Origin of the sequence: Psychrobacter sp. ASPA161_6 (assembly GCF_051970285.1) — a bacterium.
GTDB classification, from domain to species: domain Bacteria; phylum Pseudomonadota; class Gammaproteobacteria; order Pseudomonadales; family Moraxellaceae; genus Psychrobacter; species Psychrobacter glaciei.
Genome location: NZ_JBEFNJ010000001.1, coordinates 954,282 through 978,371 on the forward strand (window position 1 = coordinate 954,282; position 24,090 = coordinate 978,371).

The 24,090-nt window shown below is 44.5% G+C and carries 19 protein-coding genes and 1 pseudogene; 11 read left to right on the top strand and 9 right to left on the bottom strand.

Features of this window, described 5'->3' with window-relative positions:
* The first annotated feature begins 63 nt into the window (after positions 1-63).
* The 5 genes from ACTQ9T_RS03950 (at position 64) to radA (ending at position 4,589) form a co-directional block, all read left to right on the top strand.
* On the top strand, positions 64-630 hold the full coding sequence (locus ACTQ9T_RS03950) for a KdsC family phosphatase (protein ID WP_189581445.1): 567 nt from the start codon (positions 64-66) through the stop codon (positions 628-630).
* The gene (gene lptC, locus ACTQ9T_RS03955) at positions 627-1,214 is read left to right on the top strand and encodes an LPS export ABC transporter periplasmic protein LptC (RefSeq protein ID WP_189581448.1); all 588 of its coding nucleotides are present in this window, start codon (positions 627-629) and stop codon (positions 1,212-1,214) included. The genes ACTQ9T_RS03950 and lptC overlap by 4 nt, the downstream gene beginning before the upstream one ends.
* A gap of 221 nt (positions 1,215-1,435) precedes the next feature.
* Complete coding sequence (gene lptA / locus ACTQ9T_RS03960) at positions 1,436-1,918, top strand: lipopolysaccharide transport periplasmic protein LptA (RefSeq protein ID WP_413191387.1); 483 nt, start codon at positions 1,436-1,438, stop codon at positions 1,916-1,918.
* A gap of 136 nt (positions 1,919-2,054) precedes the next feature.
* Entirely contained in the window at positions 2,055-2,765 is a 711-nt protein-coding gene (gene lptB, locus ACTQ9T_RS03965) for an LPS export ABC transporter ATP-binding protein (RefSeq protein ID WP_352309379.1), read from the top strand.
* 378 nt (positions 2,766-3,143) lie between these two features.
* Positions 3,144-4,589 carry a DNA repair protein RadA gene (gene radA, locus ACTQ9T_RS03970; RefSeq protein ID WP_189581451.1) on the top strand — a complete coding sequence of 482 codons (1,446 nt, stop codon included), beginning with the start codon at positions 3,144-3,146 and terminating at the stop codon, positions 4,587-4,589.
* A 114-nt stretch (positions 4,590-4,703) separates the two neighbouring features.
* Here radA and ACTQ9T_RS03975 read toward each other — a convergent pair.
* Positions 4,704-5,045 (bottom strand): annotated as a pseudogene (locus tag ACTQ9T_RS03975) (septal ring lytic transglycosylase RlpA family protein); the annotation flags it as partial.
* 1,077 nt (positions 5,046-6,122) lie between these two features.
* Positions 6,123-7,265, bottom strand: coding sequence for a rod shape-determining protein RodA (rodA, locus tag ACTQ9T_RS03980; protein ID WP_010198122.1), 1,143 nt, complete (start codon positions 7,263-7,265; stop codon positions 6,123-6,125).
* 262 nt (positions 7,266-7,527) lie between these two features.
* Here rodA and ACTQ9T_RS03985 point away from each other — a divergent pair, with 262 nt between their 5' ends.
* The gene (locus tag ACTQ9T_RS03985; RefSeq protein ID WP_440464138.1) at positions 7,528-8,508 is read left to right on the top strand and encodes a D-Ala-D-Ala carboxypeptidase family metallohydrolase; all 981 of its coding nucleotides are present in this window, start codon (positions 7,528-7,530) and stop codon (positions 8,506-8,508) included.
* A gap of 128 nt (positions 8,509-8,636) precedes the next feature.
* A complete protein-coding gene (locus ACTQ9T_RS03990) occupies positions 8,637-9,185 on the top strand; it encodes a hypothetical protein (RefSeq protein WP_440464139.1) in 549 nt (182 codons plus the stop codon).
* Between the two features lie 176 nt (positions 9,186-9,361).
* Here the strand turns inward: ACTQ9T_RS03990 and ACTQ9T_RS03995 are convergent, their stop codons facing one another.
* Both ACTQ9T_RS03995 and ACTQ9T_RS04000 read right to left on the bottom strand, forming a co-directional pair.
* Positions 9,362-10,951 (bottom strand): M16 family metallopeptidase, encoded by a 1,590-nt coding sequence (locus ACTQ9T_RS03995; protein ID WP_440464140.1) that lies wholly within the window; start codon positions 10,949-10,951, stop codon positions 9,362-9,364.
* A 69-nt stretch (positions 10,952-11,020) separates the two neighbouring features.
* On the bottom strand, positions 11,021-12,571 hold the full coding sequence (locus ACTQ9T_RS04000; RefSeq protein ID WP_010198129.1) for a M16 family metallopeptidase: 1,551 nt from the start codon (positions 12,569-12,571) through the stop codon (positions 11,021-11,023).
* A 3-nt stretch (positions 12,572-12,574) separates the two neighbouring features.
* On the opposite strand from ACTQ9T_RS04000, the gene ACTQ9T_RS04005 reads away from it, so the two are divergent.
* The 3 genes from ACTQ9T_RS04005 to ACTQ9T_RS04015 all read left to right on the top strand — a co-directional run bounded on the left by ACTQ9T_RS04005 (position 12,575) and on the right by ACTQ9T_RS04015 (position 15,180).
* Positions 12,575-12,778, top strand: coding sequence for a hypothetical protein (locus tag ACTQ9T_RS04005; RefSeq protein ID WP_440464141.1), 204 nt, complete (start codon positions 12,575-12,577; stop codon positions 12,776-12,778).
* A 789-nt stretch (positions 12,779-13,567) separates the two neighbouring features.
* Positions 13,568-14,542, top strand: a complete 975-nt coding sequence (gene ftsY, locus ACTQ9T_RS04010) for a signal recognition particle-docking protein FtsY (protein ID WP_440464457.1) — start codon at positions 13,568-13,570, stop codon at positions 14,540-14,542.
* Between the two features lie 65 nt (positions 14,543-14,607).
* Entirely contained in the window at positions 14,608-15,180 is a 573-nt protein-coding gene (locus tag ACTQ9T_RS04015) for a methylated-DNA--[protein]-cysteine S-methyltransferase (RefSeq protein ID WP_440464142.1), read from the top strand.
* 150 nt (positions 15,181-15,330) lie between these two features.
* Here the strand turns inward: ACTQ9T_RS04015 and ACTQ9T_RS04020 are convergent, their stop codons facing one another.
* The 5 genes from ACTQ9T_RS04020 to ACTQ9T_RS04040 all read right to left on the bottom strand — a co-directional run bounded on the left by ACTQ9T_RS04020 (position 15,331) and on the right by ACTQ9T_RS04040 (position 21,853).
* Positions 15,331-16,545 carry an ABC transporter permease gene (locus tag ACTQ9T_RS04020; RefSeq protein WP_440464143.1) on the bottom strand — a complete coding sequence of 405 codons (1,215 nt, stop codon included), beginning with the start codon at positions 16,543-16,545 and terminating at the stop codon, positions 15,331-15,333.
* Positions 16,545-17,855, bottom strand: a complete 1,311-nt coding sequence (locus ACTQ9T_RS04025; RefSeq protein WP_440464144.1) for an ABC transporter permease — start codon at positions 17,853-17,855, stop codon at positions 16,545-16,547. The genes ACTQ9T_RS04020 and ACTQ9T_RS04025 overlap by 1 nt, the downstream gene beginning before the upstream one ends.
* 3 nt (positions 17,856-17,858) lie before the next feature.
* A complete protein-coding gene (locus tag ACTQ9T_RS04030) occupies positions 17,859-19,058 on the bottom strand; it encodes an HlyD family secretion protein (RefSeq protein WP_440464145.1) in 1,200 nt (399 codons plus the stop codon).
* 85 nt (positions 19,059-19,143) lie between these two features.
* Entirely contained in the window at positions 19,144-20,007 is an 864-nt protein-coding gene (locus ACTQ9T_RS04035) for a YihY/virulence factor BrkB family protein (protein ID WP_440464146.1), read from the bottom strand.
* 130 nt (positions 20,008-20,137) lie between these two features.
* Positions 20,138-21,853, bottom strand: coding sequence for a TolC family protein (locus ACTQ9T_RS04040; RefSeq protein WP_440464147.1), 1,716 nt, complete (start codon positions 21,851-21,853; stop codon positions 20,138-20,140).
* A 596-nt stretch (positions 21,854-22,449) separates the two neighbouring features.
* On the opposite strand from ACTQ9T_RS04040, the gene glpK reads away from it, so the two are divergent.
* Positions 22,450-24,054, top strand: coding sequence for a glycerol kinase GlpK (gene glpK / locus ACTQ9T_RS04045; protein ID WP_440464148.1), 1,605 nt, complete (start codon positions 22,450-22,452; stop codon positions 24,052-24,054).
* Positions 24,055-24,090: the final 36 nt, after the last annotated feature.

Below are 24,090 nucleotides of genomic sequence, written 5' to 3' on the forward strand. Positions count from 1 at the left end.
GCAAGAAAAATTTGTACCAGTCACGCATTATAGAGCCAAAAAGTCTTTAAGAAAGGATAACTCATGCAAGACTTAATAAAAAAAGCCGGACAAGTTAAGCTATTGGTATTAGATGTTGATGGTATTTTGTCAAATGGTCAAATCATCTATGACGCCAATGGTGTTGAGACCAAAGAGTTTTCAGTGCACGATGGTGTTGGCATTAAGTCGTTAGCACGTTATGGCATTTTGACTGCTATTATTACGGGTCGTAGCAGCCCCATGGTGGATAAGCGCGCCATCGAAATAGGTGTGGATTATGTGGTGCAAGGTCGTGATGACAAGCTGATTGCCTTAAATGAGCTGCTATCTACCCTTGATCCTGCGCTCAATATCACAGCGGCTGATTGTGCTTATATGGGCGATGACTTACCAGATATTAAGGCAATGCAAACTGTGGGATTTGCGGCAACAGTGCCCAATGCCCATGCCGAAGTAATTAAGCGCAGCGATATGGTGACTACACGTGCAGGCGGTACTGGCGCCGTACGTGAAATATGTGATCTTATCTTAAAAGGTCATGGCCATTATAAAGACTTTATCGCGCATTATACGCTTGATGAGGCACCAACTCAGGATACCTTATCGTGAATACTCGTGTTTTAATCGTTTTAGCGTTGATTATTGCTGGTATTGCTGGCTGGTTTTTTCAGCAGCAAGGAGACATATCACCGCCAGTTAGCATGGAAGCGACTGATGTTGATTATGAAGCGACTGATATTAAGGCGGTGCAAACCAATGAGCAAGGCGACACTGAATATGAGCTTACTGCTGAATCATTGACGCACAATCCGGCAACTAATGAAGATGAGATGTCAGGCATCACGATGAATTGGGAGCCCTCAGATGAGCAGCGCTATCGTATTGAAGCGGGTAGCGCTGCCATCAGTCAGCAGACTGGTGAATTGAGCTTGTCTGGTGGTTTTACCTTAGTTAGTGAAGACAAAGCCGATGGGACATCAGATATTGAACCCATTAAAGTGACGGGCAGCACGCTCAAAGGTAACACCAAGTCAGGCCAAGTATATAGTGATGAAATGGTCAAGATTGAGCAAGGGATGAATCGATTTGAAGCATCGAGCATGAAAGCCAATCTGGAGACTGGTGAGTATGAGTTCGGTCAAGTGGCGGTTAATTTTTCTCCTGCTGACCGTAAAGACAAGGCATTATTCTAATTGAAATGATCTTTGCCCAAAGAGATATTCAAAATCATATAGTCAGTGAAAGTTAGTCTGACGCCCTATGGGATCGACTATAGCTAGCATGAAGTTTGCAAATCCTACTACTAATAATAAAACGAGTAATGTTTATGAAATCTAAGTTTTTGCCTACTCTGCGCTCATTATCGACTCGCTCGATGCAAGTCTCTTCTAGCCTGCGCACGCTACCAGTCGTCATGTTGCTAGCGTTACCACTATACAGTCATGCGCTGCCATCAGACGCCAATCAGCAGATTAAACTGTTGGCAGATAAAGCGACTTATAGTGAGCGTACCGGTGTCACCAGTTATTCTGGTGGTGTGGTTATTACTCAAGGTACGTTTAAGATGACCGCTGATAATATCACGGTCAATCTATCACAGGGTCGTAGTATCAATTCTGCAGTAGCGACTGGGCGACCAGCCACCATGCAACAAGTGGTCACGCAAGAGAAAGGTCTGGCAAAAGGTCAGGCCAATAAGATCGACTACAATGCGATTACTGGTATTATTACTTTGACGGGTAATGCAAAGCTGGTACAAAATGGCGCCAGTTTTGCGGGCAATGTCATTCGTTATAGCTTAAAGGCAGGTGATGTAGAAGCGACTGCTGGTGGCAATCAACGCGTGGAGCTAGTTTTCCCACCCAGCAGCAATAACAGCCAGAGCGGTGTACGCTAAGAGATAGCAGTAATTGCGTAGCAGCAACTAAATTTCGACAACACTATGCGTAAATTATGAGTAAATTATGAGTGATAACCAAAGTTTTGACGCTTTAGCCCCCACTAACAATGCTAAGCCTGTCGAGCGCTTGAGTATGAAAAACTTAGGTAAGCGTTATGGCAAACGTTGGGTCGTCAAAGATGTCTCATTTTCTGTTGATCAAGGTCAAGTGGTTGGCTTGTTAGGACCAAACGGTGCGGGTAAAACCACCAGTTTTTATATGGTAGTAGGTCTGGTCAACATGGACAGAGGCAGCGTCAGCTTAGGCAACATGGATTTATCCAAATACGCGATGCATGAACGCGCTCGTGCTGGCATTGGCTATTTACCGCAAGAAGCCTCAATCTTTCGTAAACTATCTATCGAAGACAATATCTTGGCTATTTTGCAAACTCGTACAGAATTGACTGCTAGTGAGCAGCGCCAAGAGCTTGAAAAATTGATTGGTGAATTCAATTTAGGACACGTGCGCAAATCTTTAGGGATGAGTGTGTCAGGCGGTGAGCGTCGCCGTTGCGAGATTGCCCGTGCCTTGGCCGCTGACCCGAAGTTTATCTTGCTAGATGAGCCTTTTGCGGGCGTTGACCCTATCTCTGTTGGTGACATTAAAGACGTGATATTAACGCTAAAAAATCGTGGTATTGGCGTGTTAATCACGGATCATAATGTTCGCGACACGCTCGCTATTTGTGAAAAAGCTTATATCGTCTCAGAAGGCGCTATTATTGCTGAAGGCACAGCGTCTGAAGTCTTAGATAATGAGTTGGTAAAATCTGTTTATTTAGGTAAAGATTTTCAGGTATAAACCGGTCAGTTAATCGCTGTTTTCGTTCGTTTATACTATTCATAGGTTGGCATAAAGTTTCTGCTATTTTTTATGCCAACGACCACGATTTATATCGTATTCATTATCATTTCTGCTACACAGCCTATAGTCAGGTCAATATAAAAAAGAGACAGCGTGACTGGTATAAATTTTTTGTCGCCTCTGTCTGCGCCGGCACAGCAAGCAAGAAAAATTTGTACCCGTCACGCATGATAATGTCTTGTATCCATTTTATTTAGTATCGACTATATCATCTAAGCGGCTTCTTCCTTATAAAACTATTCTTATATAAACACTTATACAAAAGCATTCTGATATTTTATTATTGATTGATTGTCTGAATAAGGCTCATACATTATGGCAAAAAATAAAAGCAGCTATGTCTGTCAACATTGCGGTGCGCATTTTGGCAAATGGGCAGGACAGTGTACGGATTGCGGGGAATGGAACAGTTTGGTCGAAGCGCCTAATGTCAGTATGCCGCATCATAATAAAAGTACTGCTAAGCCTAATGCTGGTCGTGCAGCGCCTCGTAACACAGGCAGCAGTGGCACACCTACAGGGAACTATTCTGGTACCCATAGTGCGGTCATGCCCCTTAATGCTGTCAGCGTCGGCCTAGATACACGCTTGCCCACTGGCATTAGTGAGTTTGATCGTGTGCTCGGCGGTGGATTGGTTGCCGGATCTGTTGTACTGATAGGCGGCGACCCCGGTATTGGTAAATCCACTATTTTATTACAAACAGCGACCAATATGGCTCGTGCTGATTCGCTGGCAGGTAGTGCGCTTTACGTGACCGGTGAGGAGTCACTGGCTCAGGTTGCTATGCGCGCCAAACGTTTAGATTTGCCAGCGGACAGGCTGCGGGTATTGGCCGAAACCAATGTCGAGACTATTTGTGCGGCTTTAACTCAAGAGCAGCCAGCCATCGCTATTATCGACTCTATTCAGACTATTTATACGGATGCTATCAATTCTGCGCCGGGCGGCGTCAGTCAAATTCGAGAATCTGCTGCTATTTTGACACGCTACGCTAAGCAAACGGGCACTGCGCTATTTTTAGTGGGGCATGTGACCAAGGAAGGTACGTTAGCAGGGCCACGCGTGCTTGAGCATATGGTCGATACGGTATTGTATTTTGAGGGACAGTCGGACTCCCGCTTTCGGATGATTCGCGCGGTTAAAAACCGTTTTGGTGCGGTTAATGAGCTGGGTATTTTTGGTATGACTGATATGGGACTCAAAGAAGTCGCCAATCCGTCAGCGATATTTTTGAGCCGTTATGATAAGCCCGTGGCTGGATCGGTCGTTATGGTCAGTCGTGAAGGTACGAGACCGCTACTGGTCGAGGTACAGGCGTTGGTTGATGATTCGCAAGGGCAGCCCAGACGCATGGCATTAGGCCTTGATTTTCAACGCTTATCCATGCTGCTGGCTGTCATGCATCGACACGGTGGCATTCATACCAGTGGACAAGACGTGTATGTCAACGTAGTTGGCGGCGTCAAGGTCATAGAGACAGGGTCTGATTTGGCTGTATTATTGGCTTGCGCTTCTAGTATTAAAGAAAAGCCTTTACCTTCATCATTGGCCGTGTTTGGTGAAGTGGGCTTGTCTGGGGAAATACGCCCTGTCCCTAATGGTCAAGAGCGATTGAAAGAAGCGATGAAGCATGGTTTCAAGCACGCCATTATTCCTAAGGGCAATGCGCCTGCAAAGGATGCTCCTCAGTTTAAAGGCATCAATGTGATTGCCGTTGAACGTCTCGATGATGCTATCGAAAGCGCGTTTGAGTTATAACCGATAGGCTTATAGCTTTGTATTAGAAAGGATTAATGTCAGACATAAAAAAACGCCTAACTCATCATGGTTAGGCGTTTTTTTATTCTAATTAAGAAGCCTGTTGTTTTAGAACTAAGGTCCTGAAACACGCTCAATCGAGACGTTACCAACCCCTTTGCTCGTGATACCTAATTGCTTGGCAGCACCATAAGACAAATCCATTACCCGATTACCGTGGAATGGACCGCGATCATTAACTTTTACAACGACGCTTTTGCCATTGGTTTTATTGGTGACTTTCACATAGCAATTTAATGGTAGTGAACGATGCGCCGCTGTTAGGGCATTCATATCAAAAGTATCACCACTGGCCGTTTTGCGACCATGAAACTTACGGCCGTACCAAGATGCCAAACCGGTTTGCTTAAATTTGCTTACTGAGTTAGACGCGACTGCTGTTAAGCGTTCTAACACATCTTCGTCATTGCTTACTTGGGCGGTATCGCTCGCTAAGAGTGAGCTGCTAAGTGCTAATGAGGTAGGCTGACGGGCAGACTTAACCAAGCTTGAAGCACCATCATGTTGACGACTAAGTTCACCGAGTACACGGTCGATATGGGAGGCGTTATCTTGCGAAATCATTGCAAGGGTGGTTTTTGCTTCTACCGCATTGGCATTAGATGCGACTGCAGAGCCAGCAAATAGACATACTGACATTGTAAGTAAACCAGATAAACGCTTATTCATAAATACCTCTATAACTTATACATTAAAACCTAACTCTAAAAATCTTAGATCGAGTGTGACAGACTTAGACCAATCTAATCGTGTCGCAAGCTCTAAAGCCTATGTATCAATCGGTCATTCTAATCAGGATTGATGCAAAAGACGGCTTTTATAGGGTCTAACATATGATAATTTTCATTTTGTTATCATAAATGCGTTGCAGTAGTAAATGACCGAAACGCTTATGATGTGCTCAAATGATAGTTAACAATATTAATTAAGTACCGACTTCAATAGTTAAACAACTAAAGTTTAAATCGTCAGTACCAACATTTATCATATCCGATAAACAAACTTCCATGTATTGCTAAATTAATAAACGTTTTGAAGTGTATTACGTATTACTTTGTTATTAAAGCGTTAATTAAGTAGTCGATTTGAAAGCCTGAAATCTCGGATTTGCTAACTATACGGATGAGCTATAACTAAAATATAATTAAATGCTAAGTTTGTTAGTAGCTCTGTATGGGTTATGTAGCAAAACACAGTAAAACGAGGTTAACGCAATTATTTGTAAAAAACAAGGATTAAAACCTATCAGTGTAGATTGACAATAAGCACGCTTTTGACGAAGGAAGACAGTGGTTTTATTTTTAATAATTCAATGATATCAAAAACTTGCGATGGTTCGCTGCTTTAGAGGAAAATGGATAATATCAAGAATATCTGTAGTATTGATTACAAATAAAGCCAGTTTTTGGTCATTAAAACTGACTCGCATTCTATTTTTTCATTTTTACCGTCAGAGTTATTAGATGATGGCGGTTAGTTAGATTTATGAGTATGAATGGACATCAGCAGCCCAAATCCCGCCATTAAAGTGACGATTGCGGTGCCACCATAGCTAATGAAAGGCAGGGGTACGCCAACGACAGGTAAAATGCCGCCGACCATACCGACATTGACGAACACATAAACAAAAAATGACATGGCGACCGCGCCTGCTAATAACCTGCTATACACATCGGGATGGGTGAAAGCGATATATAAGGCACGGGTGAGTAAACAGGCATAAACGAACATCAACAACATCACGCCCAACAGACCAAATTCCTCAGAGAAAGCCGCGATGATAAAGTCGGTATGGCCTTCCGGTAAGAAGTGTAGATGCGACTGCGTGCCCTCTAAATAGCCTTTGCCCGTCAGTCCACCTGCGCCAATGGCTGTTTTGGACTGAATGATGTTCCAGCCAGCTCCTTGTACATCTGCTTCAGGATTGAGTAATGTCAATACTCGGGTACGCTGATAGTCGTGTAACAAAAAATTCCAAGCGACGGCGATGAGGGGTATCGCTAAGACGGCCGCGCCCGAAATCACTCGCCATGACAGACCTGCTAAAAAAAGCACGAAGATGCCACTGGCCGCAACTAACAGTGAAGTACCTAGATCAGGTTCTTTGGCAATCAATAGCACTGGAACGATGATCAAGGCTAAAGTGATGGCGATACTTGATGCTGATGGAGGTAGATCGCGCTTAGACAAAAACCAGGCACACATCATCGGCATACCAAGTTTCATAAACTCTGAAGGCTGCACGCTGCCAAATCCTGGCAGGTTAATCCAGCGCTGTGCCCCCATGCGCACCTCACCAATGATGTCTACCAATACCAATAGTACGAGTCCAAGTACATAAAAAACAGGCGTAAAGGTACGATAAATACTTGGCGGTATTTGTGCCATGGTAAACATCACGGCAAATGCCACGCCATAGCTGACCATTTGGCGTATGACCATGCTATTGTCTTGGGTCGAGGCGCTATATAGAATCGTTAAACCAATGCAGCAAACTGTTAATAGAAGCAGGGTCAACCATGGATCGATATGGATACGTTGCCATAGCGTCGGCGCATGACCTTGACCGAAATGGTGGCTCTGACGTGAAAAACGATATTGCGGATTAGAAGACATAGGCAAAGTGTGACTGGCAATTGGCGTAAAAGAGATGTCGAATTTGACATAAATGTGTGATCAATCAGTGATTACAAGAGGTTCATTCCAATAGATGCCAGCAGATAAAGTAACACATCAGTAATAAAGTCACGTAACTATGAAAATTATGAGGATAAGTGTTAATTACGAATAGGTGGCTATGAATTAGAAGCGATAGTTTAGCCTGCTTGCCAAAAATTTGATAGTATCGATAAAACGTTTTTAGCGGTAGCTTCTTGCAATGATCAATAAAAAAAACCATGTCTATCGGCAGATTCATAAGCCTATTATCGCCCTATTGGTTTGTGCCAGTAGTATTAGCGTTCATGCGGCTATCGTGAGCGATAATAGTGAGCGTCGTATCGAAGTCCGTCAAGGAGGCAGTAGTGGCAATAGCAGCAGTAATGCTTATATCAGGCCTTCCACGAACGCGACAAGCTATAACTCAGGCGTTACTATGTTAAGTGGGGCAACAAGGTTAAGTGGAGCAAATGCGATAGCGGGCGATAGCATGCAAGGGCTAATTCAGCAAAAGCAACGCGATTTCGATTTTGACGCCAGCTTATCCATCGAAGAAAACAAACGCGTCAATATCAATAGACGTACGCCTAGCTATAATACAACTTATCCTTCCACTTACAGCACCAGTAATAATACTTATAACAATTTTACCAGTATCGACTTTAACGGCTGGCTAAACAGCAATAGCTACCGTGCTAGCCAAGTCGCTAATTATCAACGCTATTTGAACGCACGAGTGGGTGCGCATAATGTACCACCATTGTCTCAGCTGCTTACGACGGCACGTAGTTGGGATAAATGTGGCTATGAGCCTTATCAGCTGCCACCGCAAGAATTATGGGCCAATATAGTTCCCACACTACGACTGTATAGTGAGCTAAAGAATCAAGGTATCTTACCTGCCAGTAGTGAGATACGCTCAGTTTACCGTAGTCCTGGACTCAATGACTGTGCTGGCGGGGCAGATAGCAGCAAACATATGACTGCGGGTGCTATAGATATTTGGGTGCCGGAGTACGAAGATAATTCATGGCTGCTTAGTACCATGCAAGATGGCCTATGTCAGTTTTGGCAATATCAGGGTCAGTCTCATAACTTTGGGCTAGGACTGTACTCCACGGGTGCTATTCATTTGGATACTGAGGGTTATCGCAAGTGGGGCTTTAATCATGCTAGCAGCAGTTCATCATGTCGTTATTGATAATTTTATCCGCATGGTCAAAACGACTATAGTTATCCTATTATACTTATACAAATCACTTTTTATCTCAGTAAACTATGCTGTATTATGTCAAAAAAATATAGCCTAGTTTATAGTAAGTGGAATCTATGAAAAAGTGGTACTTAAGAGTAGAAGGATCGAAGCAATCAGAAAAACCAAAAAAAAGTACTTTGCGCTCAACTCAGATGTATACAGGGTTATGTTGCTCGGTGATTTTGTCTCTTCTGTTTATTAGCGCCTGTAGCCCGAACACTGCTTCTGAAAATAGTTTGCCTAACGTAAATGCCTCGGATGCAAAAGACATCGAAGAAAACATTAAAAACTCTTATGCACGTCTCGCTGCCAAACGTCCTGATGTATGCCCAAAACTACTACAAAAAAACGTCGACGATGACACTATTGTCCGTACTGCGGAGGTCATGATATCGAATTATTGCGATTATTACTTATACCCAGAAAGGGGTCAAAGCATAAACATCGATATCAATACCGATCAAATCGAGACATTGCTAATTGTGCCAACCATGCATAACTTTGCCAATGGTTCCTATCAAGTCGAATCTTATGATAAGCATGTGATTCGTTTAAATTATGTCGGGGTGACTCATAAACCCGAGCGCTTAAGCTATGACGTAAACATCACTATCACTAGCTAACTTGACTGAAGCCAATTACTTTACATAGTAGTTAGTACTTGTAACGTCGTCCTTTATTTTTCTATTGTTTATTCTTCTTCTATTTCATATAGCTGCTTTCAATAATTAATATTAATAGTTTGCCTAGAAGCACTTTTATAAGTGCTTTTTTTGATTCTCATTATTATTGATAAGCATTATTTATTAGTCTTCCAAGGATCCTCTTGTCCAACAGTGACAATCAAAAAATCATCCGGTTTGAGCGTATCGCGCATGGTTTTATTAACCTCTGGTAATTGTACTTGGTCAATACGACTCACATAATTGGTCAGATAATTTTTTGGCAATTGATAAAAATTCATCATTCCCAACAAGCTATTGATACCGGCATTGCTGGCAAAACCCATCGGAAAACTGTTCTTTAAATTGTCAGTCGTCAAGCGCATCTCAGTGCTAGTAATACCATTGTCCAATGTATCATTAATGACGTCTAAGCTGGCGTCAATAGCAGCGCGCGCTTTATCATTACGGGTCGAAAACCCAATCTGATAAGGACCTCGCGCCAGCATCGGACTCATTGAGCCTGAAATACCATAGGTATAGCCAAGGTTTTGTCTGATTTCGGTCATCAGCCGCGCATTGAAATCACCGCCTGCTAGCACTTCGTTACCCACGGCAAAGTTGGTTTGCTTCTGTTGTGCGATAGCATCGGTGGCGCGCTTATCGCCCAGTTGCCCCATAAGTACGGTCGTTTGGGTGCTCGGAAAAGGAATGTGAATATGCTGCGCTTTTGTCAGTGGTTTGGGCTCAGGTAGCGTTGTCGCTGCTTGACCGACTGGCAAATCAGCCGTGATATCGTCAGCAAGTTTTTTGGCTTGGGTTAAAGTCAAATTACCCGTCATCGCGATAGAAGCATTTGCCGCCACCAAATAGCGATTTTTGAAGTCGAGCAATTCTTTTCTTTCAATACTCGGTACACTGTCGAGCGTACCAACGGAAGGGTGCGCGTAAGGATGGTCGCCATATAAGGCTTCGTTAAAAGCAATGCTCGCAAGACTATTGGGGTCTTGTTTTTGCTGCTGCAAACCGACTAAGAGTCGCGCTTTGTTACGTGCTAGGATATCTGCATCAAACGCCGGTTCATTTAGCATTTGAGTCATCAAGTCGACGGCAGGCAGTAGATGTTTGTCATCGGACAAGCTGCGTAGCGAGACGATAAACATATCTTTATAGGCGCTACTGCTCAAATTCACTCCCAAGGTTTCAACAGCGCGGGTGAACTCATTTTCATTTAAGCTTTTAGAGCCTTGTTCCAACATAGTAGCAGTCATATTGGCGATGCCAAAACCGGCTTTGCGTATGCTGCCATCTCGGGCACTACCTGCATTAAAGCGTAAATCAATATCAACAATGGGCAGGGCAGTGGTGCGTACAAAAAGCACAGGGATGCCAGCTTTGGTTTCGAACTGTTGAATGGTTGGCACTGTGACTTTTAATGGCTTGGCATCAGCGACACTTGTAAGCTTTGATAGTGCGACTATTGGTGCATTTATATCAACGGCAGCTGATGGCGTACGAAAGTCTTCGCTACCAGTGGTATCTGCCTGAGCGGTGGTCGTCAATATCGTCAAACCTAACAATATACCTAGGCTCAAGTAGGAACGCTGCTTAAACCTAAGTTCGAAAAGAGGGTCGAAATGAGGTTCGAAATGAAGTTTAAATTTGCGCTTTACTAACGGCAATAAAGGGCTTTTTTTTGTATTCATGAGAAAAGTAATCTGAGTCATGGCTTTCTTCTTATTAATAAGGTCTTTAGCATTGGCTTATCAGTGAAAAATATTGACAGCACGTTGTTATTATTTGTTTTTGCTTACCGTTTTTTGACTTGCTTGCTTTGTAGATGCTTTTTCTTTAGACGCTTGCTCAGTAGGCGGTATCACATGCATGACGGTCAAATTATCTTTGACCAAGTACTTTTTACTGGCTGCTTGAATATCAGAGATTTTGACGCCATCAAGCTTGGCTGGTAATTCGGCAAGCAGCCTGTCATCGAGACCGATAGACTGTAGCGAGCCAATCATGCGTGCCTGACCCTCCATACTGTCTTGCGCATAGATCAATCCAGTGACCGTATTGGTTTTGGCACGACTGATTTCGTCAGCAGCAATAGGATCGGTTTTGAGCTTTTCTATTTCAGAGAGTATGGCTTGCTGCGCTTGTTCTAAGCTAACACCTTCACGCGGTGTCGCTTGAATTAAAAACAGTCCATCGCCGCGATCAAGCAAGTCATAAGAGGTGCCAACTGTGGTGAGCAGGCCTTGTTCGCGTATCAGTCGGCTCTCTAAGCGAGCAGACAGACCACCATCCAATACGTCTTGTGCCAGCGATAACGCGTAAGCTTGTTTTTCATTGGCTGTGCCGGCAGTGACGAGACTGGGCACGTTATAGCCCATCAGCAAAACCGGTACTTGTACTGCTTGTTCAGACTCAACTTGCTGATAACCACGAAAGCCTTTTTGACTGACAGCAGGGCGTTTGGGCAGATTGCTTGGTTTGAGATCACCGAAGTAGCGTTTGACTTGCGCCAATACTTCTGTTGGGTCGACATCACCGACAATCACCAAGGTCGCATTGTTGGGTGCGTACCAAGTCTTGTACCATTCTTTTAGCTCTGGGAGCGTAATGGATTCAAGCTCACTCATAGGGCCAATGACAGATTCGCCTTTTGGGCTATCAGGCAGCGCCAACAATCGGAATGATTCATAAGCTTTGGCAAGTGGGTTGTCATCTGTACGTTGGCGTCGCTCCTCCATGACCACTTGATGCTCTTTGGTAAATTCTTTGTCATCGAAGATTAAGTTTTTCATTCGATCGGCTTCGAGCTCTAGCGCTAGCGGCATGCGGTTGGCTGGGAATAGCTCGTAGTAACCCGTATAGTCATAACTGGTAAAGGCATTGTTAACGCCCCCAAATTTGGCGATCAAACGTTCATAATCGTCACTCGATACATTAGAGGTGCCTTTGAACATCATATGCTCTAGCAAATGCGAGAGTCCGCCTTTATCAAGCGGCTCGTCTGTCGACCCCACTCGATACCAAATCTGGGTCATAGCGACGGGTGCGCGGTGGTCTTCTTTTACCACGATCTTTAGACCGTTTTCTAACTGATACTCATGCCGACCTGACATATCCATGGACAACGCTGACGACTGCTGATCGTCCTTACTGTCTGGATTTTGATTTACCTTGCTCTGCGCCGCACCTTGCATGGCTGGATTTTTGACAAGCGCGTTTCCATCCGCTGACGAAGGAGTACCAACAGTATTGGTTTGACAAGCCGCAAGAGTAGTTGCTATAGCCAAAGCGCCAGCAACGCGTAAAACGTGTAGTGGTAAAGTCGAGGACATGGTATGTTCTGCTTATATAAAAAGATGACTGAATGTGTGCCTGCTAACTATAATAATCACCAGCGTTATAGCGATTTGTGTGCGCCAACCATTACGCTAGCCGTCGGTTTGAACTCTGATGTTGTGTTACAGCCAGTCGCTGACAATGCGATGGTAGCTATTAGCAGAGCTGCGCTGATAGAGGTTATTTTTTTTATAGCAATTTAGTGACGATAGCATAGGTGGTTCCTAGTAGAAAGTTATTGAATAAAGTTCGCTAAGAGTAGGCGAAGTTGCGCCTGCTAAGGGTCAGATTTTTGTGTCCAAACCTTAAGCTAAACTTTCTCAACCGTTTGGCCTGTCTGATCACTTCTTACTATTTAGCGTTGGTCTGGTAGGGTAAAGGCTGAGCGCAACTTGAATTATGCTAAACTAGGCTAAAAATAATCTACCATTCAAATGGTAGAAAACTGACAATATACCGATCAATTTTAAAATAAACATCTTACTAATAATGATAACTTTTAGGGCAAGCTTATGAATAACCCAAATAATAGCAATCGTGTAGTCATTAACCTTGACGGTGGTCTCGATGACTTAGATGACGATGATATTACCTTACCCAGTCTACCGGTGCAATCTATGCCCATCGTTGATGAGGATAGCGTACCTACTAAACCGTTAGACGATGCTAGGGTGACTGATAAGCATCATGACAATGCGGCAAATAATGACAATGTGAAAAATAATGACGATACGACAAATCAGGAGACGACGACAAACAAAGACGTCTCAAGCGCCCATGCTGCTGAAAGTATCGCTTTAGCCACGCCGATTGTCATGACAGAAGAGCATAACGTACCTAAAAGTTCCTCTGAAAGCTTTTCGCGTGCCAAAGAAACAGAAGCTAGCAGCAAGACCAATACGGCTTCAACGATTCCAACCATGCCATTACAGGAGCAATTGGGAGATAGTCCGAGTGTGACCCCCGTTGTTAATAGCGATGGGCAAGTTGCCATGCCAAAAGAGCCAGTAGCAGAGACTCAAGAAAGTCAGAAAAAAGGCAGCTGGTTTAATCGGATGAAAACAGGGCTGAGTAAATCACGTAAAAATCTAGCTGAAGGTATGGTCAGTATCCTGATCGGTGGCAAAGAAATCGATGATGAGTTGTTAGAAGAAGTTGAAGATCAGCTACTGGTTGCTGATATTGGTGTCAGCGCGACCAACCGTATTATCAAAAGCTTGACTGAGCAGACAGCTCGTGGGGATTTGATTTATGCACATTCATTGTATAAAGCATTGCAAACGGAACTGGTTGATATCTTAACGCCAAAAGTAGCGCCGTTGGTGGTTGATACCAGCAAAAAACCTTTTGTGATTTTAGTCGTGGGCGTCAATGGGGTCGGTAAAACCACCACCATCGGTAAACTTGCCAAGCGTCTACAAGGCGAGGGTAAATCTGTCATGCTGGCTGCTGGTGATACGTTCCGAGCTGCGGCGACTGAACAGCTGCAAATCTGGGGTGAGCGCAATAAAATTCCAGTCGTGGCGCAAGGTCATGGTTCTGATAGTGCCTCTGTTATTTTTGATGCCATGCAGTCTGCCAAAGCAAAAAACATTGATGTGCTGATAGCAGATACCGCTGGGCGCTTGCAAAATAAAACGCATCTTATGGCTGAGCTAGAAAAAGTCGTACGCGTCATGCGTAAAGCTGATCCAAGCGCACCGCATGAAGGTATGATTGTCCTCGATGCTGGCACGGGTCAAAATGCCATTAACCAAGTAGAACTCTTTAACAAAGTCGTACCATTAACGGGTATTACGATTACTAAGTTAGACGGTACTGCCAAAGGTGGTGTGGTCTTTAATATTGCCGAAACCACAGACGTACCTATCCGTTATATTGGTGTTGGCGAGTCAATTGATGATTTACGCGCCTTTAGTCCAAAACAATTTGTCGCTGCCTTGTTCGAAACCGATGATAAAGAGTAGCACTCGATAGGTCGTTTTAGCCAACAAACGAGTCTTGGGAACATAATCATTTGAAAGGAATAGTCATGATAGTCACTACAGCAGCTTTTGGATCACATCAATTGACGTTGATTGCGAGTGTCAATGAGCATAGCAGCCCTAAACTGGTTGAAGTCAATTGGCTGCTGGCAGGTAACTCTTGGCACCGCTCAAAATCTATTCCCAAACTTAAAAAGCACTACGGCCTTGTCGATCAGAGTTTTACATTCATTAATAACGATAGCCTAAGCGAAAGTGAGCCTGCCCAAGCATTACTCATAAATGCTATCGAACAGTTAAAGGCCTATTTTAAAGGGGATCGTCAGAATTTCGATTTGCCTATAGATGCAAGCTTAGGAACCCATTTTCAGCAACGAGTTTGGCAAGCATTACAAGATATTGGTTATGGCGAGACAATCAGCTATGCAACGCTGGCGCAAAATGTGGATAATCCCAAAGGCTTTCGCGCGGTGGCCAATGCCAATAGTAAAAATCCTTTTAGTATTATCGTTCCTTGTCATCGCGTCATTGCTAGCGATGGTAAGCTTGGTGGCTATACGGGCGGGCTAGATAAGAAAGAATATTTGCTAGCGCTTGAAGGCGTCACTTGCAAGACTTAGTTTAAAGCAAATGCCTATCATACAAATAAACCCAAAAAAGGCCAAACATTTTAAGTGTTTGGCCTTTTTTATGAATATATCCCGTCCTGAAATAAGTCTAAGAAAAACGAATTTATTTATGGATGGGAAAATTGACAATCGCCTGATTTGTTATATTTTTATCGAAATTTTATGAGGCAATTGTTTTTGTGAGGTACGCCAGCGAAACAGCAGCAGTAACGCAAAGTAAAATGCCCACAAGCCTGCGAGTGCATAAAAGCCCATAGCGACTTGAGCGACACTGGCCCCCATTTGATTTAGCTGCACAGAGGTATTGATAGCAGGGGTAGTCGGCACCAGCCAACGTACCAACTGTAGTATCTCAGGGAGTTGGTCGGCAGGCCAAGGATAGCCACTGATAAAAAATAACGGTAACGAGCTAAAGATTAAAATTTGCATACTGCGCTCACGTTGCCGGAACCACAGTCCCAGCAAGCAACCAAGGGTAGCGACGGTCGGACAAAATAGCAGCAAGAATAACAAACTGCCAGCCATATTTTGTCCACGTGGATAATGATGGAGCTCAAACGCCCAGCCATAATAAAAGCAGCCGATGATAAAGCTCAACATGCTGAGTGCACCAATACGTCCTAGCCAGCCGCGTATCGTAGTCATGTGGCGGCGCTGCTCATACCAAGTACCGATCAGCATTGCGGTGGCCATGAGTAACGTCTGCTGTAAGATAATAATGGATACCGCTGGTACCACGTAGGCACCATAACCTTCAGTTTGGTTGTATAAAGGAATAATTTGCAGTGGGACGGCTTGGGTGCTTTTGGCAGCGGTAGGCGAATATGCGCCTTGTGCCACGCTTTTTTTCACTTCAATGCCAGCCGATACCGTACTGACCGCTTTTAAAAAGCCCAGCTGTACGTTTTTGTTCAAGATAAAATAGCCGCCATTACCGAGCACACTCACGCTAGCCGCTTTACCAGACAACACTTGCTGCTCAAGGCCACTTGGGATGATCATATAGCCAGCGATTTGATCCGACCACATGGCCTCGATGGCATCTTGCTCATTAACAAATCGCTGTGTGTTCAGCTGCGGGCTGGCACTCGCATAACGGACAATGGTACGGGATAAGTTGCTATTGTCTTTATCGATAATGCCAACGGGTACGTGATTGACGACTTCAGTAGAATACGGCCATGGATAAAAGAAACCATAAATGATAGGAGCCATAATTAAAAGCAAAACCACGCCTTTATCGGTAAAGATATCTTTGAGAGTCTGTAAAAAACTGCCTAAGAAGCTCTGTGACGATGACGAAGTGGTTGATTGCTTAGGTTTTTTTTGTGGCTTGTTTTTTGATAATGGTGACATTAGCGTGCTCCCCAACGTTCAGGACGCGCCAATGCGCGCTTGCTTAGGACGGCAGTCAAGCCCATAGCAAGCAAGGTCGCTAGCGTCAGGCCATAAATGATCGGCAACGATATGGCAACGGGTGCGTGCATCTGTAATTGCGCGATATGTAGTTTTAGATAATGGGTAAGCGGTAGGATGTTCGACCAATGCTGCGCGCTATCACTAATAGCGATATAAGGAAAAGTGACACCTGCAAAAGCGTAAGAAGGTGCGGAAATAAAACCGGTAGCGGATAAGCCCATACGCAATGAAAATGAATTTAAAGTAAAGATGGCTCCCAGCCAAAATGACAGCATCATCAGTAGTATCAGCCCGATGTAAGTGACAACCATTGAGGCGAGAGCGACCGTTTGTTGCGGTGTGGCAAGCCATAGTGCCAATGCAGACCATATACTATAGGCAAGCATTGGCCAAAAATATTTACCCAATAAGCCAAAGATTAAGACGGCAATACTTACTTGCTGATTTTTTTTGAGACTTTCCGATATTTCAGGGTCATCGCTACGTGTTTGCTTATTGTCGAGCGTAGACAGTGCTTCACTATTTATGAGTGCCGTTAAATCGGGACGACCAGTATCAATAAAAGCGTACCAGTGACCAATTTGTTTATCCCGCAACTCACGTCCAATCGTCGTTGCCCCAATGACCATTGCCAAAATATGCAGCAGTGCAGGAATAACAGTTGAGGCCAAAAACTGCTGATAGTCGGTTGCCGCATTAAACAAACTGATGCGCTGAATACTGATCGGTGAGTAAGCAATCGCTGCTTGTGATGGTGCCATGCCTTGCTTGACCAAACGCTGTATCTCAACGCCTGCGGATAAGGTGGCAGCGACGGACTGGACGCTTTTTTGGATAATCCCAGAGTGCGTACCGTACTGAGCATTTACTTGTAAAATCAGTGGCGCTGGTTTACTGGATAAAATATTACGCGAAAAATCCTCAGGGATAATCACGACTGCATAAATATCTCGTTGCAGGATTGCCGCTTCAGCAGCGGCTGGCGAGTGATAAAGCTGTCTGACGGTAATATCAGGACTGGCCTCTAGATAGCGCACGGCGGTATTGGCAACAGGGCTATTGTCTTGATCGATCACCCCAATAGGCAAATTGGTAATTTGCGTTTGCGAAAAAATCCACCAAATCAACAGTACTGTCGCCAAGGGTATCCAAACCACCATGGCAAAATCCCAAGAATTTTTGGCCAAAAAACGCCGCTCATAGGCGGCACTACGTATAAAAGCTTCGCTAAGCTGAGTTAGGCGCATGGCTTATTCTTGGCTCTGATTAGCAAGGGTTGGATTGATACGGACGATGACACTCATCCCCGAGCGAATCCGCGCATCAGGTTTACTTGGTCGCGCCTTGACTTCAAAGGTACGCACATCAAAGCCATCATCATTATTGGTGGGTCGCCACGTCGCAAAGTCAGACAATGTAGAGGTTGCGTAGACAGTAAACTGCTTGCTATAGGGTTTGTCTGCTGATGATAACGCCGGAATAGTACCAGTAAACTGCTGACCAATGGCAAACTGGTTCAAATAGGTTTCGGTGACATTCAGTACTACCCATTGATCATTGGTATTAACCAAGGTTAATAGCGGCACACCTTGACCGATGACTTCACCAGCACTGACTATTACATTATCTACGATACCAGCAATAGGACTTTTTAAGTTGGCTTCTTCTTTTGCAGCCAATGCCTCATCTAGCTGAGCATCGACTTGAGCCACTTGTGCGGTAGCTGCGGATTTGTCTTCACTACGCGTGCCTTCCATTGCCAAGTCATATTGCAAGCGTGCCGCTTCGGTTTGATCTTGGGTCGCAAGATACTGCGCATAGGCTTCATCGCGTTTTTGCCGTGCCATGAGACCTTCTTCATAGAGTCGATTGACACGCTGATAGGTGTTTTCTGCCAGATCAGAGGCCGCTTTGTTGGCTTGCCATGCAGCCTTTGCTTGGGCAATCTCTTGCGGACGAGCACCATTTTCGGCTTTATCAAGCTGACTTTGAGCCATTTGCTTGCCAGCCTGCGCTTGATTAATCTTTGCGTTAATCTCAGGTGAATCCATCTCAATCAATTGCTGACCAGCCGTCACCTCATCCCCTTCAGTGACCATAATCTGAGCAATACGCCCTGGTACTTTTGCAGCGATAGAGGTTTGCTGCATCTGCATTTGCCCTTGCAGAGTAATGACTTCAGGCTCGCTGCTTTGGTTGCTTGTATACAAACCATAAGCGATAACGCTCAAGGCAATCAGCACGAATAAGACAAGCAGCGCCTTTTTTATCATGGCAGACTTGTCAGATTTAGGATCATCACGATAAGTAGGTGTTGCCTGTTCTGGTTCCACGTCAGGTATGTCTTCTACAGAATCGACTGACGGCTGATTATTATGAGACAGCGTTGACTCATCAGTCGAATCAGTTGATTTGCGTGAGTCGTCTGATTCGTTTGGAAATTCAGTCATGACAGTGAGATTCCTAAAGCAATAAAGTTGAGAGTGAAAGGCTTATAGTACAAGTGCTTTAACCAGTAATATCATTATCCGTTTATTAGTACACTCGAATAGCATAAGGTTTAGAGTTTTCTAAAGTTTCAAAATTAAAAATAGCACCAAAAGCGACAATAAATGCTGAGTAATAAAGCCACAGCATAATGACTACCGCTGCTGAAAGCGCACCAAACTCAGCGCTATAGTTATTAAAGTTTTGCACATAAATCGAAAATAGCACGGACAATAGAATCCAGAGAACGGTAGCTAAGGCCGCGCCTGGCACCAGTTTTTTTAGCGCTACGGCGTCACGGTTTGGCGCAAAACGATATAGGCTTAAGAAGCTTAAGAATATAATGCCAGCCAATATCGGCCATCTACTCCAAAGCGCAATGGTCTTAGCGATTTGCGGAAAAGGAAAATAAGCCGCCGCCAAAGGAATAATAGCGATAGAGGAGATGGCTATAATCAAGACCACAACGGCAGCAAAAGTTAAACTAAGTGCTCGAATGGTGCCTTGTATAAAGCTGCGCTCTTGGGTGATATGAAAGGCAAGATTAACCAGGATAATTAAGGATTTTATGCCTTTAGAACCAGCATAAAGAGCTAGTAGCGTTGATATAATCAAACCAAAAGTCAGTTTGGATGCAGTGTTAGAAGCCAGCTCGCTTAAGCGTGAATTAAGAACCTCATATACAGACTCAGGGATAAACGAACGTAAAAGTGAAATCTGCTCTTGCATTTCAACAGGTGAAAAAGCGAGACCATAAATCAGTACAAACACAGCCATTGCTGGAAAAATAGATAAAAAACCAAAAAAGCCTACGCTTGCGCAATGTGCCCAAACATTAGGGCTATTTGCTATACGCCATGTCTGAAGCAGGTGCGGCAGCCAATGGGTTACTTTAGAAGTTAATTTTTTCATAAAACACTTATTCGCAGTAGAGCTAGGGTTAGTAGTATCGTAAGGTCAGTAATAATATAGCCATTAGCCATTTAATTATCATCAAGATAAGCGCTTATCAACACGCTCTATTACTCTTCACACGAGATCATCATTCACTATACAAGATAGGTAGCCGAATATCTGCCGCATTAAGATAGGTATTAAAAGCCAGTGGCGTCCCGCAACTTTGCATGAGGGCGGCAAGCGCTTGCACATAGCTGTTGGCTGCCTGCGCTTGTTCAGTTCGTGCTTTGAGAGACTGCGTTTGGGCTTGAACCACGTCGACCGTCGTATTTACGCCTTCTTGGAGACCCAACTGGCGCAAGCGCAATACTTCTGCTGCCAAGTCAACATTACTCTGTAATGCTTGATAACGTGACTGGGCATTATTGATATCGTGCCAATTTTTTTCGACCAATAACAATAGATTGTCACTGACTTCAATTTCAGAGAGATCCGCTTGGCGTATTTGCGCGTTGCTTGATGCCAGTGATGCTGTTTTATCGAGTCCACCCCATAGCTTCCAAGTGGCAGAGATACCAGCGACCCAACTGGGGTCTTTTTGGACTTGTCCGTAGCCGTACAGCATAACGGTAGGCTTGTAACCGGTATCCGATAACGCATGGAGTTGCTGAGCCTGCGCGCGTTTGGCGGCGACTTTCTGTAACCCTGGATGATTGGCAAGTGCCAAGTCTTGGAAATAGCTCACATCAGGTAGCGGGCGACTGGAGACAAACAAAGGCGTGGTTGGTTTGATACGATAATCGGTACGTAATAGCCGCTGCAAAGCAATCATCGCAAGGCGTGCATCGTTATTTGCATTGACCGATTCGCTTTTAGCATCTGCTAAGGCAGACTGTGCTTCTAGTCTGTCGACGCGTGAAATAAAGCCTTCTTCGAACAGACGCTCCGCCATATGATCGGTCTGCTGCAAGGTATCATAAGCGTCTTCACGCAAATAGGCAGCGATAATGGCCAGCTGCGCCTTAAAATAGCGCTCAATTAGGGTGTTATAAAGCTCGTTTTTGTCTAATAGGCTGTCCGCGACCGCTTCTTGGGTACGGGCATCGGACGCGCCTGTTAACGCTGTTGTCCGCCCAGCAGTGTAAATAGGCCAAACAACGCCAATACCTGCGCCCGTCGTTGAGCCTGAACGATTAAAATCATAAGACTCTGGGAGACGCTCACCGACCAATTCACCAAAATTTGGCAAATCTGTGGTTGGTGGAATAGGAGGGATAACCTCATCTACGCTATTATTGATCTCATTAACGATGCCGTTTTTGAGCGATGATAAATCAATGTCTTCTTCCACATGATAGGCACTGGCCGATACGCGGGCGAACACCAGCGGATTGTCTATGGTTTTTAGGGCATCGGTCTGATATTGACTGGCGGCAATGGCGGCTTCATTGGCCGCAAGCTTTGGCGAGACTTGCAATAAGATATTTTGCGCCTGCTCAAGACTCAAAAAGCTAGAGACTTCTAAGGGATAGCTATTATCAACCGCTTTGTGCGTGATAGGGTCGATAAGCGTGGCTAGGCGGCTCTGTTGCTCAACGCCTTGGCTATACATGGTGGTGGATGCAGGGTCATTGATGGCAGTATTATCGCCCACTGACAACGTTGTATCCGTCTGAACAGCCGTCGCAGCGCCAGTTTGTCGTTCATCATCAGCGTCAACGATCTGGGTTACCGTTACTGGTGGCACGTCATTCTGTGACTCAACGTTATCCATGTTAGCGTTTGCTGAGGTAGCGACGGACAGCCCCATGAGCATAACCGTCATCACAGCAGTAGACAGAGTTGATAATGCAAATTTCATAAGTCACATAAGCCATTAATTAGAATGCAAGATTTTTTAAAACAACGCGCGATACTCATCACTTTAGCCGACCACATATTAGCGTCGTTATGCTCTTATTATAGTCAGTTCTATAAAAGCAGGATGTTTTGTCTTACTTTCTCTCGCTTTGCAAATATAAGGGAAAACAAAATACAAAAAACATAACTAAAGTTTTGTCATGCATAATTCGGGTACACTCTAGACACACAACCGTGACGGGTCAAGCCTCAATATCTTGTCGTTGTCTATTGTATAGTCAATCTTGATGTGGTAAAGAAATGGTTTTGGCTTTTATAATAGCATTATTATTGATTAAGCTATCAGAACATAACCGTGATCATATCATGAATTTTCATCTATTAACCAATTGATAATTAAATGATTTTTTTGTATTTCATTACTTTGGTTTTACTGCTAATTATTAATAATGAAGGTTATGTTTCGACTATTAATATTATGAAGGGGTGGTTATTTAAGTAGGTTAATTTATTTATGAAAACCGCTGAATATAAAAATATGAGAATGATATAAACTATCAATCATAGAATAAATAAGACCAGTAAAGGATATGAGTAATGGCAGGATATATTTTGGCTTTAGATCAAGGCACTACTTCGAGTCGCGCGATATTATACGATGATCATGCGCGTCCGATCAAAATGGTGCAACAGCCAACCACATTACAGACACCCAAAGCGGGCTTTGTGGAGCAAGATGCCCAGCAGATTTGGCAAACTCAGATTAGTTGTGCGCATGACGTCATTAATCAAGCAGGGCTGCTCGCTACCGATGTCACTAGTATCGCCATCACCAATCAGCGTGAGTCTATTGTCATGTGGGACAAGCAAACGGGCAAACCCTTGGCACCTGCGATTATTTGGCAAGACCGCCGTACTGCAAGCTATTGCAAAACGCTTGCCGCTGAAAACGCGGGTGGTGGGGCTCATAGCGGTAACACGAATGAAGACGATGACATGGCACACGAAGTGCAGCGAATCACCGGTTTACGCTTAGATCCGTATTTTAGTGCCAGTAAAATCGCTTGGCTGCTCGAAAATGACCCCAAGCTTAGCGTACGAGCACACAAAGGCGAGGTGGCAGTCGGCACCATTGATAGTTGGCTTATCTATAAATTGACAGGTGGTGAACATGTTATTGATGTGACCAATGCTTCACGGACGCTGTTGTATGATATTCATAAACTGGCATGGTCGGAGAAGTTGTGTACGCGCTTTGCTATTCCCATGAATATTTTACCCAAAGTCCTGCCATCCGATGGTGATTTTGGCAAAACAAAAAAAGGCTTATTTGCCAAGCAAATCCCTATTCAGGCAGTATTAGGCGATCAGCAAGCAGCACTTTTTGGCCAAGGCTGCCTCGATGCTGGCATGGCCAAAAACACCTATGGGACGGGCTGTTTTATGCTGATGAATATCGGTCAACAGCCAAAGTTGAGCGAGCATAAGCTATTGACGACGATAGCGTGGCAACGAAAGACGACAACGCTGCGCCCTGACAATTTATCCTTTGATCAAATTGTGCAGTCTGGCAAGCGTATGCTACAGCCGCCCAAAAAAGAAGTCACCTACGCGCTAGAAGGCAGTGTGTTTATGGCAGGGGCAATCGTCCAGTGGCTACGTGATAATCTGGGGATGATTCAGCAAAGTGGTGAGGTCGAAAACTTAGCGCGGCAGGTCAATAGTAGTGAAGATGTGGTGCTGCTCCCTGCATTCACAGGGCTTGGCGCACCTTATTGGCGCTCGGACATTAGTGCCAGTATTACAGGTATGAGCCGCGGCACGACCAAAGCGCATATTGCCCGTGCCGCGTTGGAGGCAGTTGCTTACCAAACGTATGACGTGTTAATCGCTATGCAAAAAGACAGCCCGCACCCTTTAACCGAACTGAGAGTCGATGGCGGTGCCGCCAATAATGATTTGCTCATGCAGTTTCAGGCGGACTTATTAGACGTCCCCGTACTGCGTCCCAGAGACACGGAAATTACTGCCAAAGGTGCAGCGCTCCTTGCTGGTCTAAAGACGGGATTGTACGATGAAGCAACGATGCAATCCTCATGGCAAGTCGATCGAGTGTTTGAGCCGAGTATGTCTGCTGATGAACGCGAGCAGCACCTCTATAAATGGCAACGAGCCATCGCAAGGTCGTTAATGCAGATGTAGACAGGGTTTTTTGCTGAAATTAGCGGCATCATGTGT

Coding starts and splice junctions, on each gene's coding strand:
- ACTQ9T_RS03950 (WP_189581445.1), top strand. CDS start 64: ATGCAAGACTTAATAAAAAAAGCCGGACAAGTTAAGCTATTGGTATTA.
- lptA (WP_413191387.1), top strand. CDS start 1,436: ATGTTGCTAGCGTTACCACTATACAGTCATGCGCTGCCATCAGACGCC.
- lptB (WP_352309379.1), top strand. CDS start 2,055: ATGAAAAACTTAGGTAAGCGTTATGGCAAACGTTGGGTCGTCAAAGAT.
- radA (WP_189581451.1), top strand. CDS start 3,144: ATGGCAAAAAATAAAAGCAGCTATGTCTGTCAACATTGCGGTGCGCAT.
- rodA (WP_010198122.1), bottom strand. CDS start 7,265: ATGTCTTCTAATCCGCAATATCGTTTTTCACGTCAGAGCCACCATTTC.
- ACTQ9T_RS03985 (WP_440464138.1), top strand. CDS start 7,528: ATGATCAATAAAAAAAACCATGTCTATCGGCAGATTCATAAGCCTATT.
- ACTQ9T_RS03990 (WP_440464139.1), top strand. CDS start 8,637: ATGAAAAAGTGGTACTTAAGAGTAGAAGGATCGAAGCAATCAGAAAAA.
- ACTQ9T_RS03995 (WP_440464140.1), bottom strand. CDS start 10,951: ATGACTCAGATTACTTTTCTCATGAATACAAAAAAAAGCCCTTTATTG.
- ACTQ9T_RS04000 (WP_010198129.1), bottom strand. CDS start 12,571: ATGTCCTCGACTTTACCACTACACGTTTTACGCGTTGCTGGCGCTTTG.
- ACTQ9T_RS04005 (WP_440464141.1), top strand. CDS start 12,575: ATGTTCTGCTTATATAAAAAGATGACTGAATGTGTGCCTGCTAACTAT.
- ftsY (WP_440464457.1), top strand. CDS start 13,568: ATGCCAAAAGAGCCAGTAGCAGAGACTCAAGAAAGTCAGAAAAAAGGC.
- ACTQ9T_RS04015 (WP_440464142.1), top strand. CDS start 14,608: ATGATAGTCACTACAGCAGCTTTTGGATCACATCAATTGACGTTGATT.
- ACTQ9T_RS04020 (WP_440464143.1), bottom strand. CDS start 16,545: ATGTCACCATTATCAAAAAACAAGCCACAAAAAAAACCTAAGCAATCA.
- ACTQ9T_RS04025 (WP_440464144.1), bottom strand. CDS start 17,855: ATGCGCCTAACTCAGCTTAGCGAAGCTTTTATACGTAGTGCCGCCTAT.
- ACTQ9T_RS04030 (WP_440464145.1), bottom strand. CDS start 19,058: ATGACTGAATTTCCAAACGAATCAGACGACTCACGCAAATCAACTGAT.
- ACTQ9T_RS04035 (WP_440464146.1), bottom strand. CDS start 20,007: ATGAAAAAATTAACTTCTAAAGTAACCCATTGGCTGCCGCACCTGCTT.
- ACTQ9T_RS04040 (WP_440464147.1), bottom strand. CDS start 21,853: ATGAAATTTGCATTATCAACTCTGTCTACTGCTGTGATGACGGTTATG.
- glpK (WP_440464148.1), top strand. CDS start 22,450: ATGGCAGGATATATTTTGGCTTTAGATCAAGGCACTACTTCGAGTCGC.